The organism is Streptococcus sp. WM07, from assembly GCF_004570525.1.
Lineage (GTDB): Bacteria > Bacillota > Bacilli > Lactobacillales > Streptococcaceae > Streptococcus.
Map to the genome: position 1 here is coordinate 1 of NZ_SPPZ01000008.1, position 15,918 is coordinate 15,918.

Here is a 15,918-nt window from a genome sequence, read left to right on the forward strand (position 1 = left end):
GTTAAGGTTTCTGAAAATCCAAGGCAAGCTGATAGTAATGAACCAACTCCGGCGGATCAAACGGTTAAGGTTGGTGAAACCCCATCAGCAGAGAAGTCAATCTCTAACTTGCCATCTCTCCCAGAAGGCACAACAGTATCCTTTGAAAGTCCAGTAGATACTGAGACAGCAGGGGATAAGCCAGCTACTGTAGTTGTGACTTACCCAGATGGCTCTCAAGATAAGGTTCCAGTAACGGTTAAGGTTTCTGAAACTCCAAGGCAAGCTGATAGTAATGAACCAACACCGGCAGATCAAACGGTTAAGGTTGGTGAAACCCCATCAGCAGAGAAGTCAATCTCTAACTTGCCAGAGTTGCCAGCAGGCACAACAGTATCCTTTGAAACTCCAGTGGATACGACAACAGCAGGTAACAAACCAGTTACTGTAGTTGTGACTTATCCAGATGGTTCAACAGATAAGGTTCCAGTGACTGTTAAGGTTTCTGAAAATCCAAGGCAAGCTGATAGTAATGAACCAACTCCGGCGGATCAAACGGTTAAGGTTGGTGAAACCCCATCAGCGGAGAAATCAATCTCTAACTTGCCATCTCTCCCAGAAGGCACAACAGTATCCTTTGAAACTCCAGTGGATACGACAACAGCAGGTAACAAACCAGTTACTGTAGTTGTGACTTATCCAGATGGTTCAACAGATAAGGTTACTGTGACTGTTAAGGTTGAAGATTCACGTACAGACGCAGATAAGAACAAGCTGGTTGGTCAAGAACAATCAGTGCTTGTAGGAGCTCAACCAGATCCTAACAAGTCTATTTCTAATCTTCCAGAGTTACCAGCAGGAACGAAAGTATCCTTTGAAACACCGGTAGATACGACAACAGCAGGTAACAAACCAGTTACTGTAGTTGTGACTTATCCAGATAGTTCAACAGATAAGGTTACTGTGACTGTCAAGGTTTCTGAAACTCCAAGGCAAGCTGAAACCAATGAACCAAACCCAGCGGATCCAACGGTTAAGGTTGGTGAAACACCATCAGCGGAGAAATCAATCTCTAACTTGCCAGAGTTACCAGCAGGAACGAAAGTATCCTTTGAAAGTCCAGTAGATACTAAGACAGCAGGCGATAAGCCAGCGGTAGTAGTTGTGACTTACCCAGATGGTTCAACAGATAAGGTTCCGGTAACTGTTAAGGTTGAAGATCCACGTACAGACGCAGATAAGAACAAGCCGGTTGGTCAAGAACAATCAGTGCTTGTAGGAGCTCAACCAGATCCTAACAAGTCTATTTCTAATCTTCCAGAGTTACCAGCAGGAACGAAAGTATCCTTTGAAACACCGGTAGATACTACAACAGCGGGTGATAAGCTAGTTACTGTGGTTGTGACTTACCCAGATGGATCTCAAGATAAGATTGAAGTAACTATTAAGATTGTGACTTCAACAAAACCTGTTGATCCATCTAAACCTGAGGTGAAACCAGAAATGAAACCTCAAGTTTCAGATCAAAAATCTGAGATCAAAGAGTCATTGACTCAAATGAACACTAAATCTATGGACCAAGAAACTCTACCAAACACAGGTGAGGAATCTAATGCAGGTGCTGTAGCTCTTGGTGTCGGAATGCTTCTAGGAGCGGTTGGTCTTAAAGCAAGACGTCGTCTTACAGAAGACTAATCTTTATAGTTTAGTTTTTCTACCTTGAGGTGATTAAAAGACTTCCTTTTGCTAGTTGTATAACTAGCAGGGAGGTCTTTTTTGGTTGTGGCTTCTAGCCAGTTTTTCTCGAAGAGAAAAACAAGAAAACCACCAGCTATGCTGGTGGCTGACAAGGCTTTGAGCTTCCATTTCTTTTTCCTGATATAGTTGTTTAGTTGTAAGCGCCCAATAAATAGACAGTAAACACCCTTCCCTCTGGAGTTATCCTTTGAGTCTATGACTTTGTTGGCAGCCCTATCGCTGCAGAGCAACTAGCAGAACTCGCTTATAATGGGCTATGTCTATAAGATTGGCAATTAAAAACGAAATAAGAGTGGCCTTGTTATGGGCTGTGAGGAATCATTAAATTATAATAAAAAAGTTTAAGTTAGACCTAAGCTTTTTAAAGTGTTTTGCGTTTTTGTGCGGTTTTGGTAATAGTGATTTCAACTTCTGGATCTAAGGCTGTCAAGGTGTCCATGATAGTCTTATCGTGAATCTCACCGTCAAACTCAACATCGTATTCGAGAATTAACTGATTGCCTTTTTTCTGAGATTTAAGGGAAATTAATTGGCTATCTGTGTGATGATTGGGGAAGTTTTTTTCTAAAAGTTCATGATAATCATAGTTACGGGGTAAGGTAATGTGCAGAATCCGTTTACTCCGATTGACCTTGGTAAAACTTGATTTTTCTAAACCAAAGAGCACGAGACAGATTAAAATGGTAAAACAGGTGGCTAGAAGTAAATAGCCCATTCCAGTTGCTAGCCCGATTGCAGTGGCAGTAAAAATGAGTAGGAGTTCTTTTGAACTGGCAGCTGCAGAACGAAAGCGAATAAGGCTGAAGGTACCGGCAACGGCAACTCCGGCACCTAGATTTCCATTGACCATGAAAATAATCATGGCAATGAGGGTTGGAAGCAAGGTCAGAGTCATGACAAATTCTTTAGTGTAGAAGGTGCGATACTTGTAGGCAGTTGCTAAGATGACTCCAAGAATGAGACTTACCAATAAACTGGAGATAAGTGAGAGGATATTAACGTTTACGGTGTTAGTTGTGGAGGTAAAGACACTATTAAATAGAGTTTCTTGCAAGAGTCAGCTCCTCCTTGTTTAGGGTATTAGCGAGGCGATAAGCCGTTCCATATTTTGAGAAAGATTCTTGTACAATATCATATGTTTTGAAGATTTCTGTCAACCATTGTGGGCATTCACCAGGAACTTTTACTTCCATAATGACCTTAGAAGGATCTAACAAAGCAGCTCCGAATTTACCTGCAGAAAGGGAAAGGTCCCAATCACGATACAGGAGATTTTGGTCAATAGTAATACGGACATCAGAACCATTTTTACCTCGGAAAGAAATGCGATCATAGTAGATGTACATTTTGGGTTGAATATGACCGTAACGCTTTCGGATAGTTGTTAAATCTGATTGGACTGGCTCCTCTATGTCTAGGTCTTGGTATTCGTCAAGGAGAGATAAGCTCGTGCTAACATAGCTTGCAATGGTATTAGCAGTAGCTGTTAAACGATTTTTATAGCCAATGCCATCAATTTTCTTTTTAATCTCTAAAAAGGCTTTACTGGTAGCTTGGGGATTTGCATCGTAGATGCGCATGCGGACTTTTTCTCGGGCATGTTGTTTAGCAATGGAATCTTGGATAAGGTCAAAGTTTTCGGTATCAAAGTAGATATTGGTGATTGTGGAAGTGGCGTAGGTATCTTCTTCAATGTAACTTTTTAAATCTGCCAATAATTGTGGTAACAAACTTTTTTTAATAATATATTTGGTTTCAATCCGTTCAAATTGCTTCTGAATAATCTTGATTGCCATTGGTATTCCCTTTCATTTTTTCTGAAAATAGAATAACGAGTTTGACTTAAAGCAAGCTAAAGGAAAGGTTAAAGAAAACTAAAAGGGAGTTCTTCTAGCCCCTGAGGAGTGACCTGATAAAGTTTGTCACAAACTTGGGAGAGAAATCGGCGATCATGGGAAACGCAAATGAATCCCCCTGGGTACTGTTGGAATAATTGGCGAACTTCGGGTTGAGAGGTTGGGGAGAAGTTGCGGCTTGGTTCGTCAAGAATTAGAAAATTTGCTTTATCTAAAACCATCTTAGCTAGTAAGATCTTGGCTTGTTGACCTCCTGATAAATCTTTGATGGCTTGGTGCATTTCATCACGGCTAAATTGGAGGTTGGCTAGGTAGGTTTGCGCCTGCCCTGTTTGTTGAGTTTGAAGAAATTTGAGTGGATTGGATTCCATATCCAGAAAAAGCTTATAGTTTTGGGGCATATAGCCTAATTGTAGATCAGATTGATGCTGCAGTTTCTGGTAGATGATATTTAATAAGGTAGATTTCCCTACCCCATTCGCACCAGTCAAACCAATTTTTTCTTGTCCGCGTACTTGTAGGTTGACCTCATGGATGAGAGTTTGAACTTGTTGCTTCAGTTGAAGCTGATTTAAATCAAGGATGATTTTAGATTTGGGGGAGTGGTTGAATATTAGAAAAGAAAATTTCAATCGTCTCTTCGTTAAGAGGTCTTTCTGTCAGTTGTTTTTGCTGGCGATCAAGATTTCTTTCTTTAGAAAGGACACTTTTCATTTTTTTGGCAGCCAATCTTCCCGCGGTAGCATCGTGGGTATTGAGGACATTGTGACGAACCTGAGATTTTTGACGTTGATGACGCTGGAGTGCTTTATCAAAATCCTTGCGATTATTTTGTGCTTGCTTTTGCTGTTTGTAGTAGGTAGCTTTTCGCCCTTCCCGATAGGCTTGGTAGTCCAACTGTTGAACAGTTGTTTGCGCCATTTTTCGTTTTTTAAAGGATTCTAAGTGAATGATCTTAGTGGTTAGTTTTTCTAAAAATTGTTCGTCGTGGGATACAAAAAGGATAGCTTGTGGACACTGGGCTAGGTAATTTTCTAACCAAATCAGGGTTTCTAAGTCTAGGTCATTAGAGGGTTCGTCCATGAAAATGATATCACTCGGAATGAGAGGGTCTTTAGGAGTTGTACCTTGAGTTTTTCGCCACCCGATAAAGATGCTAGGGTCTGGGAGCTCGCAAAACGTTCGCTGTTAAAATGAAGTTCCTCTGCAAGCCGGTATAAGATCGCGTAATCTAAGTCGATCTCCGAATCTGCAAAGAAGTATTCATTTAAGGTTAGCTGTTCGAACTTGGGGTCTAGTTGCTGGGGAATATAAACAGAGGCAGCATAATCTCGTTGAATGTGACCACTGATTTCTAAATAAGGAGTTAGCGTTTGATCGCCTAGCAGGACTTTTAGAAGACTGGATTTACCATTTCCTTCCTCACCGATAATACCGATTTTATCACCAGCTTCGACGATGAGGTTGAGATCGGAAACCAGTCTCCGAAGATTTTTAGTCTGTGTTAATGTATCATATGTTACAGAAAATTACAGGAGTAACACAGTATTTTTAAGATGAGCTTGAGATGCTTTTTTTCGAAAAAAATTATGATAGGATAGAGTTATAAAGTTTAGAAAGAGAACGAGACAACATGAAATTCAATAAAAAAATTATTCTTGCATCCAGCTTGCTTCTTTCAGTATTTGCTGGAAATAATGATACGCAAGCGACGGAACAAGATGGGAACTGGACTCCACGTACAACGGAACAAATCCGTGATAACCTAGTTCGTGAGAATGATACCTTAGTTTATATAGTTCAATATGGAGATACTCTTGGACAAATCGCTGAAGCTATGGGTGTTGATATGGCAGTCCTAGCTCGTTTGAACCAGATTGAAAATGTCAATGTTATCCAGCCAGGAATGTTGCTTCGTGTAACGGTGAATGCTAATAATCAACCATTAACTTTTGAAGTGATTAACCCACAAGTGGAGGGACCTGCTTCTCATGTGGCAAGTGTTGATTTGACAACTCAAGAAATCTATACGCAAGACCAGGTGATTCCAATGTCACAAACGGTTGCAACAATTGTAGAAGAGGATAGGGGTCCTACTTATATGGCGACTCAACCGCCAGCAGTAAACCCAGCCTTAGAGCAAGCTTCTGAAGTTGTAAATACGAACTTTGTGGCGGCAAGTACTGATTCCGAGGTTCCTGCTGCTGAAACTTCTGCAGTGTCTACAGCTCCTGTAGTTGAAGCTAGTCAGACAGCACCAGTTGTAGAAGCTCCAGTGCCTGCACAATCAGCACCTGCTCCAGCTGTAGAAGCTCCAGCGCCTGCACAATCAGCCCCAGCTCCAGCTGTAGAAGCCCCAGCTCCAGCTCCTGTTGCTGAAACTCCAGCACCAGTAGAACAGCCTGTTGAAGAAGCGACTCAACCAGCTGAAGAATTGCTTGCAGATCACGAGCATGATCATTCCCATGATGTAGTTGAGACTCCGGCTCAGCCTGTAGAACAACCGGTAGCTGAACCTTCAGCACCAGCTCAAACGGTTACACCGGTTGATACTTCTGGTCTTCAGCCAGTTGCCGCTAACTTCATGCAAGATATTGCAAATCAGTTTGGAATCACGGATTATTCAAAATTCCGTGCTGGTGACCAAGATCATGGACGTGGACTTGCGGTAGATGCAATGGTCTACAACGATGCAGCTCTTGGTAATCAAGTTGCTCAATATGCTGTTGATAACATCAATAATGCAAACATTTCTTATATTATTTGGCAACAACGTTTCTATTCACCAGTGAATAATATTTATGGTCCGGCTAATACTTGGAATTTAATGCCAGATCGCGGTAGTGTAACAGCTAACCACTATGACCATGTACACGTGTCCTTTAACGGATAAGAAAGATGATGCAGCCAGCTTTTGCTGGCTGTTTTTTGGAGGTTTTATGGCAGATTTAAGAGATATGTATACGGAGGAGAAGTTAAAGGAGATTGCGGCTGTTTTTGAGGCGGTTGAATCTACATTTCCGACTGCCACATTTTTAACGGATGTTCAGAAAGATGGGTGGGAAGAGCTCACTCTGAGGGAGCGCCATGAGCGTTTGGCGCGTGTATTGATGGTGTGTTTGGCACGTCCTTTTCATCAGGTTGCTTCTTTTTTGCAGGAGGTGGGCTCCAAAGTTCAAGGTTTTACTTGGTTGTTTCTTCCAGATTTAGTTTCTCTTTTTGGGTTAGAGGATTTTCAGGCTTCTATGCAGACACTTGAGGTTTTAACGGAGTCGTCTTCAGCGGAGTTTGCCATCCGCCCTTTTTTGATGTTGGATTTTCTTAATACTTTTGAGCAAATGAAGTTTTGGGCAGTGTCTTCGAATGAGCATCATCGACGTTTAGCAAGTGAGGGCTTGCGTCCAAATTTACCTTGGGGTAAAAAAATTTCAGGTTTAGATCAGTATCGGCTTCAGATTTGGGCGCTACTAGAAACATTAAAGGGGGATTCTTCTCTTTATGTTCGAAAGTCTGTAGCCAATCATTTAAATGACTGGACACGGATTCATCCAGACCAAGTGTTAGATTTGTTGGAATCCTGGCAGGGATCTTCCAAGGAGACGGATTGGATTATCAAGCGAGCTGCGAGAAATTTGCTGAAGGCCGGACATCCACGGGCACTTGCTCTTTTTGGTTATGAGAGCCGGCAGGATGTGGAGCGGGTCTTTTGGTCTTTTCCCAATCAGATTGAAAGTGGAGAACACATGGTTCTGGACTATGAGGTTCAATTGACGCAAAAGGGACCTTTGCGTTTGGAGTTGCAAGTGGATTTTATGAAATCGAATGGCAAGCAGTCGTCCAAAACGTTTATGCTCAGAGATCGGGAGGCAACTATTTTACAGGGGCAGTGGACTTATGACTGGGTGGATAAAACCACACGGAAACATTGGAATGGTCAGCATAGCTTGCGTTTGCTTTTAAACGGTCAAGTGTTGGATGAAGGTTGGATTGAGGTTTCTGGGTTTGACCATAAGAAAAAATGATGAGCTTCTTCAAAGATGGTAATTGGTCAAAGTTGGTTCTCTATGTTAGGATAATAGTATTGAAATCATGAAAGTGAAGGGATGACCATGTCTGAAGATAAGTTGCGAATTTTTGAGGAAGACGCCATTATTCAAGAGTACTTTGAAAAATTAAAAGTATTGGTTTCCAAGAAATCTATTTTTGCTCAGCAAATAGGGCTTTTGGATGTTGCAAGTCTTTTGCGAGAATATTTTTATGAAGCAGGAGCGGATGAGGTTGTTTTGGACGCTTCTTATGCAGCGCCTTTTGTGATGGCTAAGTTTTTATCGAATCGACCTGATGCTAAGACCTTAATTTTTTATAATCATTACGATACAGTTCCTGCGGATGGAGATCAGATTTGGACTGGGAAGCCATTTGAAGTTAGTGTGCGGGATGGTTTTATCTATGGTCGCGGTGTTGATGATGATAAGGGGCATATCACAGCTCGTCTCTCTGCCCTCAAGAAGTACCAAGCGGAGTCTGGTGGTAGTCTTCCGGTCAATGTGATTTTTATTGTTGAAGGTGCAGAAGAGTCAGCTTCTGTCGATTTGGAGCGCTATTTAGACAAGTACAAAACAGACTTAGTTGGGGCAGATTTGTTAGTCTGGGAGCAAGGGCATCGGAATCAACTACACCAGTTAGAGATAGCGGGTGGTAACAAGGGGATTGTGACCTTTGATCTCCAGGTGGATTCCGCAGCCTTGGATATCCATTCTTCCTATGGAGGGGTCATCGATTCTGCTTCCTGGTATTTGGTATCAGCTCTTCATTCGATGAGAGCGACTGATGGTCGTATCTTGATTGATGGCATTTATGATCAGGTTCGAGAGCCGAATGAACGAGAATTGGCTTTGGTTGAGTCACATGCCTTAGCCAATCCGGCGTCAGTTACAGAGCTTTATGGCTTGACTTTGCCAGTTTTAGTGGAAGAGCGTCGTGAGTTTTTAAAACGTCTTTATTTTGAACCTTCTATCACTATTGAAGGACTTTCCACGGGTTACTTGGGTCAAGGAGTTAAAACAATTATTCCAGCTCAAGCCCAAGCTAAAATGGAAGTTCGTTTAGTTCCTGGTTTAGATCCGTATGATGTATTGGAGAAAATCCGATTACATTTGGCAAAACATGGTTTTGAACAGGTTCGAGTTGCCTTTACCTTAGGTGAGAAGAGCTATCGCAGTGATATGTCAGCACCGTCAATCCTCAGAGTTATTGAGTTGGCAGAGCAATTAACTCCAGAAGGAGTCGCAGTTTTACCGACCTCACCAGGGACAGGACCAATGCACACGGTATTTGAAACTTTAGAGGTGCCAATTGCAGGCTTCGGAATGGGGAATGCGAATAGTCGCGATCATGCTGGGGATGAAAATGTTAGCATTGCCGACTATGTCAGTCATGTGGAACTCGTTCAGGCCTTGATTGCAAGTTATGAATAAAAGGCAGGTGGCTTAGGCCGCCTTTTTGAAAGAAAGATGATACGAAAAGCAAGTACTGAGGATTTGGATAAGATAGTCGCTATTTGGTTGGCAACGAATTTGGAGGCTCATGAATTTATTGAGGCTTCCTATTGGCAGGACCAGCTTTTACATGTTGCTCAAGCTATAGATGTAGCTGAAGTTTATGTGGCTGAGGACTTTGGATTTATTCAGGGATTTATTGGCCTCCAAGGCTCCTATGTGGCTGGTTTGTTTGTGGCTCAGGAATTTCAAGGACAAGGGGTGGGGAGCCAGCTCTTAAGTTTTGCGAAAGAGAAGCGGTCGCCCTTATCCCTTTCTGTTTTTGAAAAAATGAAAAAGCAATAACATTCTATGAAAAGCAAGGATTTCAAGTTGTAAAAAGAGATATGGATCCTGCAACGGGGCAGGAACAAGTTTGGATGTCCTATGAGAAAATAGATAAAAATGGAGAATAAAGAACATGAAATTAGCAGTTTATGCAAAACCAGGTCAAGTAGGCCTTGTAGAGAGTGAGAAGCCTCAGATTGAGGATAGTCAAGATGCGATTATTCGAATTGTGAGAACTTGTGTCTGTGGTTCTGATTTATGGCGTTATCGAGATGAGACGATGCAGCCTGGAACTCGGAATTCAGGTCATGAGGCGATTGGTATTGTTGAAGAGGTTGGTTCTGATATTACAACCGTAAAACCAGGAGATTTTGTGATTGCTCCGTTTACCCATGGTTGTGGGAATTGTGATGCCTGCCGTGCTGGATTTGATGGGACATGTGATCACCATATTGGAGATAACTGGTCTGGTGGTGTTCAAGCAGAATATATTCGATTTCAATATGCGAATTGGGCTTTGGTGAAAATTCCAGGTCAGCCTTCAGATTATTCAGAAGGTATGCTTAAATCTCTATTAGCCTTAGCGGATGTGATGCCGACTGGTTACCATGCGGCGCGTGTGGCCAATGTGAAACCAGGAGACAAAGTCGTTGTTATTGGAGATGGTGCTGTAGGTCAATGTGCGGTAATTGCAGCTCGAATGCTTGGGGCGTCGCAAATTATCATGATGAGCCGTCATGCAGATCGGCAGGCTTTGGCACTTGAATTTGGCGCAACGGCAATTGTTGCGGAGCGAGGTGCAGAAGGAATTGCTAAGGTTCGAGAGATTTTAGGTGGTGGAGCAGATGCTGCCTTGGAATGTGTTGGAACGGAAGCATCGATTGACCAGGCTCTAGGTGTTTTGCATAATGGAGGTCGAATTGGTTATGTGGGGGTTCCCCATTATGACAAGCATTCCTTGGGTTCGACTTTTGCCCAAAATATCACCATTGGAGGGGGTGCAGCCTCCGTCACAACATATAATAAACAGGTGCTTTTAAAGGCAGTTTTAGATGGTGCGATCAATCCAGGAAAAGTCTTTACAACATCTTATCCTTTGGAAGAGATTGATCAAGCTTATCAGGATATGGATCAGCGGAAGTCTATCAAGTCTCTCTTAATCTTGGAGTAGAGAATGAGTCGGGAGAGCGGGCAAGGATTTAGTGAAGTCTAGCTGGAGCTCATAGTCCTGCCCTATATAGCAAGCTGTATTAAAGAATGAATATTGAGCAACAAGGAGACTGGAACTTTTAACCAGTCTCTTTGTCATACCGCAAGAATCGGTAGTTTTTAGAAGTTCCCTTAACATGAAAACTAGAATTGTAGCTAGTTATACGCATCATTCTGCTTTGAAAAGTTGAATATTCAGCTAATGATGGGAAGCTATAAATTGAAATTCACTTGCTTCCTAGATTTGAACCTGTTTTTCAAATTTCCGAGACTAATTTGACTCTACTAGAAAATCTACATCCTTGAATTTTAAGGGGGCTTCCTATAAAATAGAAGAAAAAGAAGGGGAAGACAAATGGATTTTAAGCAGGCAGTGGCTCATTTTAAACAGATGCTGACCAAAGAGGTGGAGGATAAGATTGCCTCTGGTGAAAAATTGGTGCTCTTTATTGGACGGGAATCTTGTCCATATTCTCGATTTTTTGCTCCCAAATTAGCACAAGTACAAGCAGAACAGCAATTGGAGGTCGCTTTTTTAGACAGTGAAAATTTAGCGGACTGGCATGATTTACAAGCTTTTAGAGCAAAGTATCAAATTGTGACAGTACCGGGATTATTAGTAGCCGAGGATCAACAAGTTGCAGTCATTTGTGACTCATCCTTGTCACCGGAAGCTATAGCTGCTTTCATTTGTACGAAAAACTAGGAGGAACTTATTTGGAAAAGGTAAGTATTATTATTCCAGTTTATAATGCAGAGAAGTATCTTCGCGAGTGTGTTGAAAGTGTTTGTAATCAGAGTTATCAAAATCTGGAGATTCTCTTGATTAATGATGCTTCCAAGGATTCGTCAGCACTATTGATTGAACAGTTGAAATTGAAAGATTCCCGGATTAAGGCTATCCATAAGTCTCAGAATGAAGGAGTTGGGGCAGCTCGCAACACTGGACTAGATATGGCTCAAGGCGAGTACATTCTGTTTATTGACCAAGACGATTGGATAGACTCAAATCATATTGCAGATTTAGTGGAGTTATTGGAACGGACACAGGCTGATATTGCTATTGCGAATTTCACTCGTTATTATATGGATGAAGAACGGTATGAAATTCATATTGCAGATCAGGACTACTATGAGTTGGAGTTAACACCTAAGGAATGGTTCCGTTATCAGTATGGACAACCACACAATCTTAGCAGTTGTTTTACAGTTCCCTGGGGAAAACTGTATAAAAAGTCCTTATTTGAAAACTTTTTATACTATACAGGGCGATTTGGTGAAGATGATCGAGGTACTTGGAAACTTTATTTGCTCAGTGAGAAGATCGCTTACATGCATCGGGCTAGTCTAGTCTATCGGGTTAATGAGAGCAGTATGACTCAGACTGCTGAGAAAGTAGAGATTTTTTCTGTAGAGCCTGTTTTAGAACGGATAGCTGTACTGGCTATGTTGGGGTTTGATATATCCCAAGAAGTAGCAGCTTTTAAGTGGAGAGCTCAGGTTAATCGTGATGCCAAACTGTTAGCAGGTGATATTGAAGCCTATAGAGACTTAGAGTTGAAATTGAAATTATTGGAAAACGATACAAAATGAGAGTCTATATTACAAATTTGAATGGACAGGCAGCACAAAGTACAGCTCAAATTGCCCAGAATATGGTAACGGATATTGCTTTAGATTTAGGATACCGAGAACTGGGAATCTATGCTTACAATATACATTCAGATACGTCTAGTGAACTGAGCAAGCGTTTAGATGGCATTGTAGCAGGTCTACGACATGGAGATGTCGTGATTTTTCAAACTCCTACCTGGAACACTACGGATTTTGATGAGAGATTTATGAATAAATTAAAAGCTTACCACATTAAGGTTGTAATTTTTATTCATGATATGGTTCCTTTAATGTTTGCAGGGAATTATTATTTGATGGAGCGAACGATTGCTTATTACAATAAAGCGGACGTTATTATCGCACCAAGTCAAAAAATGCTAGATGTTCTACGTGCCCACGGCTTAACGGTTCAAAAAACAGTAATCCAGGGAATGTGGGATCATCCAACCGAGTCTTATCAAGCAGAAGCTCATTTTAAAAAGGAAATTCATTTTCCAGGTTCTCCTGAACGTTTTTCCTTTGTCAAGGAATGGCAGTACACGATTCCGCTAAATCTGTATACCTGGCATCAGTTACCCCTACCTGAACAGGTGAATTATAAAGGGTATAAACCGGATCAAGAACTACTAATGGAGTTATCCCATGGTGGCTTTGGCTTGGTTTGGATGGATGATCATGATAAGGATTACCAAACTCTTTATTGTCCTTATAAATTGGGGACATTTTTAGCCGCAGGGATTCCAGTAATTGTTCAAAAGGGAATTGCTAACCAGGACATTATTAAGCATAATAACCTTGGTTTTGTAGTGGAAAGTATCGAAGAAGCGGTGGAGCGAATTCAATCCTTATCAGAAGTGGAGTATGGGCAGATGGTAGAGTGCGTTCGAACCTTTAACCCTCTTATCAGACAGGGATTTTTTAGCCGTCGTCTTTTGACAGAGGCTGTTTTTCAAGCCTTGTGTCAGTAAGGAGTATTATGAAGAATTTAGCATCGATTCAAGTAGGATCTATTTTAGAGACTCTTCAGCTTATCCAGGAGCATGGAGCATCCGTTGCTCGTTTCGGAGATGGCGAAGTAGATATGATGACAGGGTCTAACATTCCCTATCAAGACTATGATCCTGATTTGGCTCAAGCTCTTTTAGAAATTCTACAGACACCAAGTACTTCTAATTTTTTAGTTTGTTTACCGGATGTATTTCAAAATATGGAGCGTTATAATGGCAATGCTACTCGTTTCTGGAATCAGCATTTTGCTAGATATCAAGATTTTTATCGAGAATATTGTCATTCACCATGGTATGGATCGACATTTATTTCGAGACCTTATATTGATTTGGTTGATAAAAGTCAAGCAGTAGGCTTCTTTGAGGCTTTGAAAGACGTGTGGAAAGGGCGAGATTTGTTAATCGTAGAGGGTGAAACGTCTCGCTCGGGTGTTGGCAATGACCTTTTTGCAGATGCTCAGTCGATTGAACGGGTTATTTGTCCTTCACGAAATGCTTTTGCTTATTATGAAGAAATTCTACATACTGTGCGTCAGAAAGCGGGCAATCGCCTTATTTTGTTGATGTTGGGGCCGACAGCTAAGGTTTTGGCACGAGATTTGAGCAAGGCTGGCTATCAAGCGATTGATTTGGGGCATATTGATTCAGAATATGAATGGTTTCAGATGGGTGCAACTTACAAGGTGAAGTTATCCCATAAGCATACAGCAGAGTTTAATTACGATGAGGAGATCGATCTGGAGCATGATGTGGAGTATGTCCATCAAATTGTGGCTCGAGTTGGAGTGGAGGAGGAAGTAACTGTGATCACTGAAGCGGATAACATCGAAGCAACGGGTTTGATTTCGATTATTGTTCCTGTCTATAATGTAGCGCCATATCTCCATCGTTGCTTAGATTCTATTGTGAAGCAAACCTATAGCTATTTTGAAGTGCTATTGATTAATGATGGTTCGACAGATGGTAGTGTAGCTATTTGTCAAGAGTACGTGGATAAAGACTCCCGTATTCGATTAGTGCATCAAGAAAACCAGGGGCCTTCTGCCGCAAGAAATCTAGGGATTAGCTTAGCAAAAGGAGAATATGTAACCTTTATTGACTCAGATGATTTTGTGGAAGCTACTTATTTGGAACTTTTGCACAAGGCCTTGGTGACCAATCGTTCAGATATTTCTGTTTGTAATTTCACGTCTTTTAATGAAGAACGTCAAGCATTTCTATTTTCGATTACTTCTGAGATGTATTTTGAAGAAACTTATAGTGTTCAGGAGTGGTTACGTCAAGAAAATCAGGGACGACATAATTTACATTTGGTATTCACCTTTTCACCGATGAAACTCTTTAAGCGTTCCTTGTGGGAAGGTACTGCTTATCCATTAGGGCGCCTACGAGAAGATGATGCGACCATTTATAAAACGTATTTAAAAGCGAAAAGGATTACCTTCATCAATCAACCTCTTTATTACTACTCTCAGAGTCCTACTGGTTTGTCACGAAATGTGATGCGAGAGGATATTGTGAGTATGGTTTCCATTGCTGAGGAGCGAATCGCCCTATTACTGGCTCTAGGCTATGATGTTACTGAACATTTGGATTCCTACATTAAACGTTTGAAGAAGTGCAGGGACGATGCTTTATCTAGTGGGCAAATTGAGGTGTATCAGCATTTGCAAAATAAACTTGATTTAATTAACAATCATCAGAAAGAGGTCTAAATGGAAAAAATAACGGTGATTGTTCCTGTCTTTAATGCCGGTCCTTATCTCCGACAATGTTTGGATAGTATTGTTCGACAAAGTTATCAGAATCTAGAAATTATCCTAATCAATGATGGATCTACAGATGGTTCTGCTGCCATCTGTGAGCAGTATCGTCAACAAGATCAACGCATTCGTGTTGTTCATAAAAAACTTGGTGGTGGCGGAGTTGGAGCTGCTCGTAATAGTGCTCTTCCTTTGATTACAGGTGACTATGTCCTATTTGTAGATAATGATGATTGGCTAGAGGAAACTCATATTGAATATTTGTATCAGGCTTTGAAAGAGACGGATAGTGATATTTCAATTGCGAATTTTACAGAGTATATCGATGACCGAGGGGCCTATCGTTTTCATTTAACGGAAGAAGATTATTTCCGAGAAACCTATACACCTGCGGAATGGTTTCAATATCAATATGAAGGACGTTTTTCCTTTAGTCAGGTATTTACAGTTCCCTGGTCTAAATTGTATAAGGCTAGTCTCTTTGAGGGAATTATTTATCCAGAAGATGAAAAAGTTGAAGATGATTATACAACTTGGAAATTGTACTTGTTAGCAGATAAAATTGTCTATAGTCATGTAGGAAGTTATGTTCATCGAAAACGTTCCAGCTCTGTAACCAGTACTGTTGAGTTGGTGTATGTATTTCCTTTACGCAGTATTCAGGAACGTGTGCTGATCTTGTCATTAATTGGTTTTGATGTCAAACAGGAATTACGTGCCTATCGTTGGCGATTAGAGCACCATATTGAAACTCTATTGGCAAAAGGGGATATGCAAGACTATCAAAAATGTCTTACAACTCTGAAAATCCTGGACAAATGGTCTTAGAGAGAAGATTGGCTTCAAATCTTTTAAAAAGTTTTTAGTTTTTGTAGTAAGTCTCTAGAGATTCTATCTTAGCTGCTAA

13 protein-coding genes and 1 pseudogene are annotated in these 15,918 nt (G+C 41.1%); 11 read left to right on the forward strand and 3 right to left on the reverse strand.

What is annotated here, in order from left to right; translation table 11 throughout:
* On the forward strand, nt 1–1,674 hold a 1,674-nt coding region (locus E4T71_RS02030; protein ID WP_135036116.1), incomplete at its 5' end, for a Rib/alpha-like domain-containing protein.
* A gap of 424 nt (nt 1,675–2,098) precedes the next feature.
* Here E4T71_RS02030 and E4T71_RS02035 read toward each other — a convergent pair.
* The 3 genes and pseudogenes from E4T71_RS02035 to E4T71_RS02045 form a co-directional block, all read right to left on the reverse strand.
* Nucleotides 2,099–2,791: a DUF4956 domain-containing protein gene (locus tag E4T71_RS02035; RefSeq protein WP_135036119.1), complete on the reverse strand. Its 693-nt coding sequence runs from the start codon at nt 2,789–2,791 to the stop codon at nt 2,099–2,101.
* Nucleotides 2,772–3,533, reverse strand: coding sequence for a polyphosphate polymerase domain-containing protein (locus E4T71_RS02040; protein WP_135036122.1), 762 nt, complete (start codon nt 3,531–3,533; stop codon nt 2,772–2,774). The genes E4T71_RS02035 and E4T71_RS02040 overlap by 20 nt, the downstream gene beginning before the upstream one ends.
* A 68-nt stretch (nt 3,534–3,601) precedes the next feature.
* A pseudogene (locus tag E4T71_RS02045) lies at nt 3,602–5,074 on the reverse strand (ATP-binding cassette domain-containing protein).
* Between the two features lie 152 nt (nt 5,075–5,226).
* Here E4T71_RS02045 and E4T71_RS02050 point away from each other — a divergent pair.
* The 10 genes from E4T71_RS02050 (at nt 5,227) to E4T71_RS02095 (ending at nt 15,839) form a co-directional block, all read left to right on the forward strand.
* On the forward strand, nt 5,227–6,486 hold the full coding sequence (locus E4T71_RS02050; RefSeq protein WP_135036125.1) for a LysM domain-containing protein: 1,260 nt from the start codon (nt 5,227–5,229) through the stop codon (nt 6,484–6,486).
* Between the two features lie 46 nt (nt 6,487–6,532).
* Complete coding sequence (locus tag E4T71_RS02055; protein ID WP_135036128.1) at nt 6,533–7,615, forward strand: hypothetical protein; 1,083 nt, start codon at nt 6,533–6,535, stop codon at nt 7,613–7,615.
* Between the two features lie 87 nt (nt 7,616–7,702).
* On the forward strand, nt 7,703–9,070 hold the full coding sequence (locus E4T71_RS02060) for a M20/M25/M40 family metallo-hydrolase (RefSeq protein ID WP_135036131.1): 1,368 nt from the start codon (nt 7,703–7,705) through the stop codon (nt 9,068–9,070).
* A 36-nt stretch (nt 9,071–9,106) separates the two neighbouring features.
* Nucleotides 9,107–9,436 (forward strand): GNAT family N-acetyltransferase, encoded by a 330-nt coding sequence (locus E4T71_RS02065; RefSeq protein ID WP_135036134.1) that lies wholly within the window; start codon nt 9,107–9,109, stop codon nt 9,434–9,436.
* 115 nt (nt 9,437–9,551) lie between these two features.
* Nucleotides 9,552–10,589, forward strand: a complete 1,038-nt coding sequence (locus E4T71_RS02070; RefSeq protein ID WP_135036137.1) for an alcohol dehydrogenase catalytic domain-containing protein — start codon at nt 9,552–9,554, stop codon at nt 10,587–10,589.
* A gap of 393 nt (nt 10,590–10,982) precedes the next feature.
* The gene (locus E4T71_RS02075) at nt 10,983–11,333 is read left to right on the forward strand and encodes a thiol reductase thioredoxin (RefSeq protein WP_135036140.1); all 351 of its coding nucleotides are present in this window, start codon (nt 10,983–10,985) and stop codon (nt 11,331–11,333) included.
* 11 nt (nt 11,334–11,344) lie between these two features.
* A complete protein-coding gene (locus E4T71_RS02080; protein ID WP_135036143.1) occupies nt 11,345–12,220 on the forward strand; it encodes a glycosyltransferase family 2 protein in 876 nt (291 codons plus the stop codon).
* Complete coding sequence (locus tag E4T71_RS02085) at nt 12,217–13,209, forward strand: sugar transferase (protein WP_167758456.1); 993 nt, start codon at nt 12,217–12,219, stop codon at nt 13,207–13,209. The genes E4T71_RS02080 and E4T71_RS02085 overlap by 4 nt, the downstream gene beginning before the upstream one ends.
* 8 nt (nt 13,210–13,217) lie before the next feature.
* Complete coding sequence (locus E4T71_RS02090) at nt 13,218–14,963, forward strand: SP_1767 family glycosyltransferase (protein WP_135036146.1); 1,746 nt, start codon at nt 13,218–13,220, stop codon at nt 14,961–14,963.
* Entirely contained in the window at nt 14,964–15,839 is an 876-nt protein-coding gene (locus tag E4T71_RS02095) for a glycosyltransferase family 2 protein (protein WP_135036149.1), read from the forward strand.
* The last annotated feature ends 79 nt before the right edge of the window (nt 15,840–15,918 follow it).

What these genes read in the sequence shown, in the direction of transcription:
- E4T71_RS02040 (WP_135036122.1), bottom strand. Translation starts at nt 3,533, where the DNA reads ATGGCAATCAAGATTATTCAGAAGCAATTTGAACGGATTGAAACCAAA.
- E4T71_RS02050 (WP_135036125.1), top strand. Translation starts at nt 5,227, where the DNA reads ATGAAATTCAATAAAAAAATTATTCTTGCATCCAGCTTGCTTCTTTCA.
- E4T71_RS02055 (WP_135036128.1), top strand. Translation starts at nt 6,533, where the DNA reads ATGGCAGATTTAAGAGATATGTATACGGAGGAGAAGTTAAAGGAGATT.
- E4T71_RS02060 (WP_135036131.1), top strand. Translation starts at nt 7,703, where the DNA reads ATGTCTGAAGATAAGTTGCGAATTTTTGAGGAAGACGCCATTATTCAA.
- E4T71_RS02065 (WP_135036134.1), top strand. Translation starts at nt 9,107, where the DNA reads ATGATACGAAAAGCAAGTACTGAGGATTTGGATAAGATAGTCGCTATT.
- E4T71_RS02070 (WP_135036137.1), top strand. Translation starts at nt 9,552, where the DNA reads ATGAAATTAGCAGTTTATGCAAAACCAGGTCAAGTAGGCCTTGTAGAG.
- E4T71_RS02075 (WP_135036140.1), top strand. Translation starts at nt 10,983, where the DNA reads ATGGATTTTAAGCAGGCAGTGGCTCATTTTAAACAGATGCTGACCAAA.
- E4T71_RS02085 (WP_167758456.1), top strand. Translation starts at nt 12,217, where the DNA reads ATGAGAGTCTATATTACAAATTTGAATGGACAGGCAGCACAAAGTACA.
- E4T71_RS02090 (WP_135036146.1), top strand. Translation starts at nt 13,218, where the DNA reads ATGAAGAATTTAGCATCGATTCAAGTAGGATCTATTTTAGAGACTCTT.
- E4T71_RS02095 (WP_135036149.1), top strand. Translation starts at nt 14,964, where the DNA reads ATGGAAAAAATAACGGTGATTGTTCCTGTCTTTAATGCCGGTCCTTAT.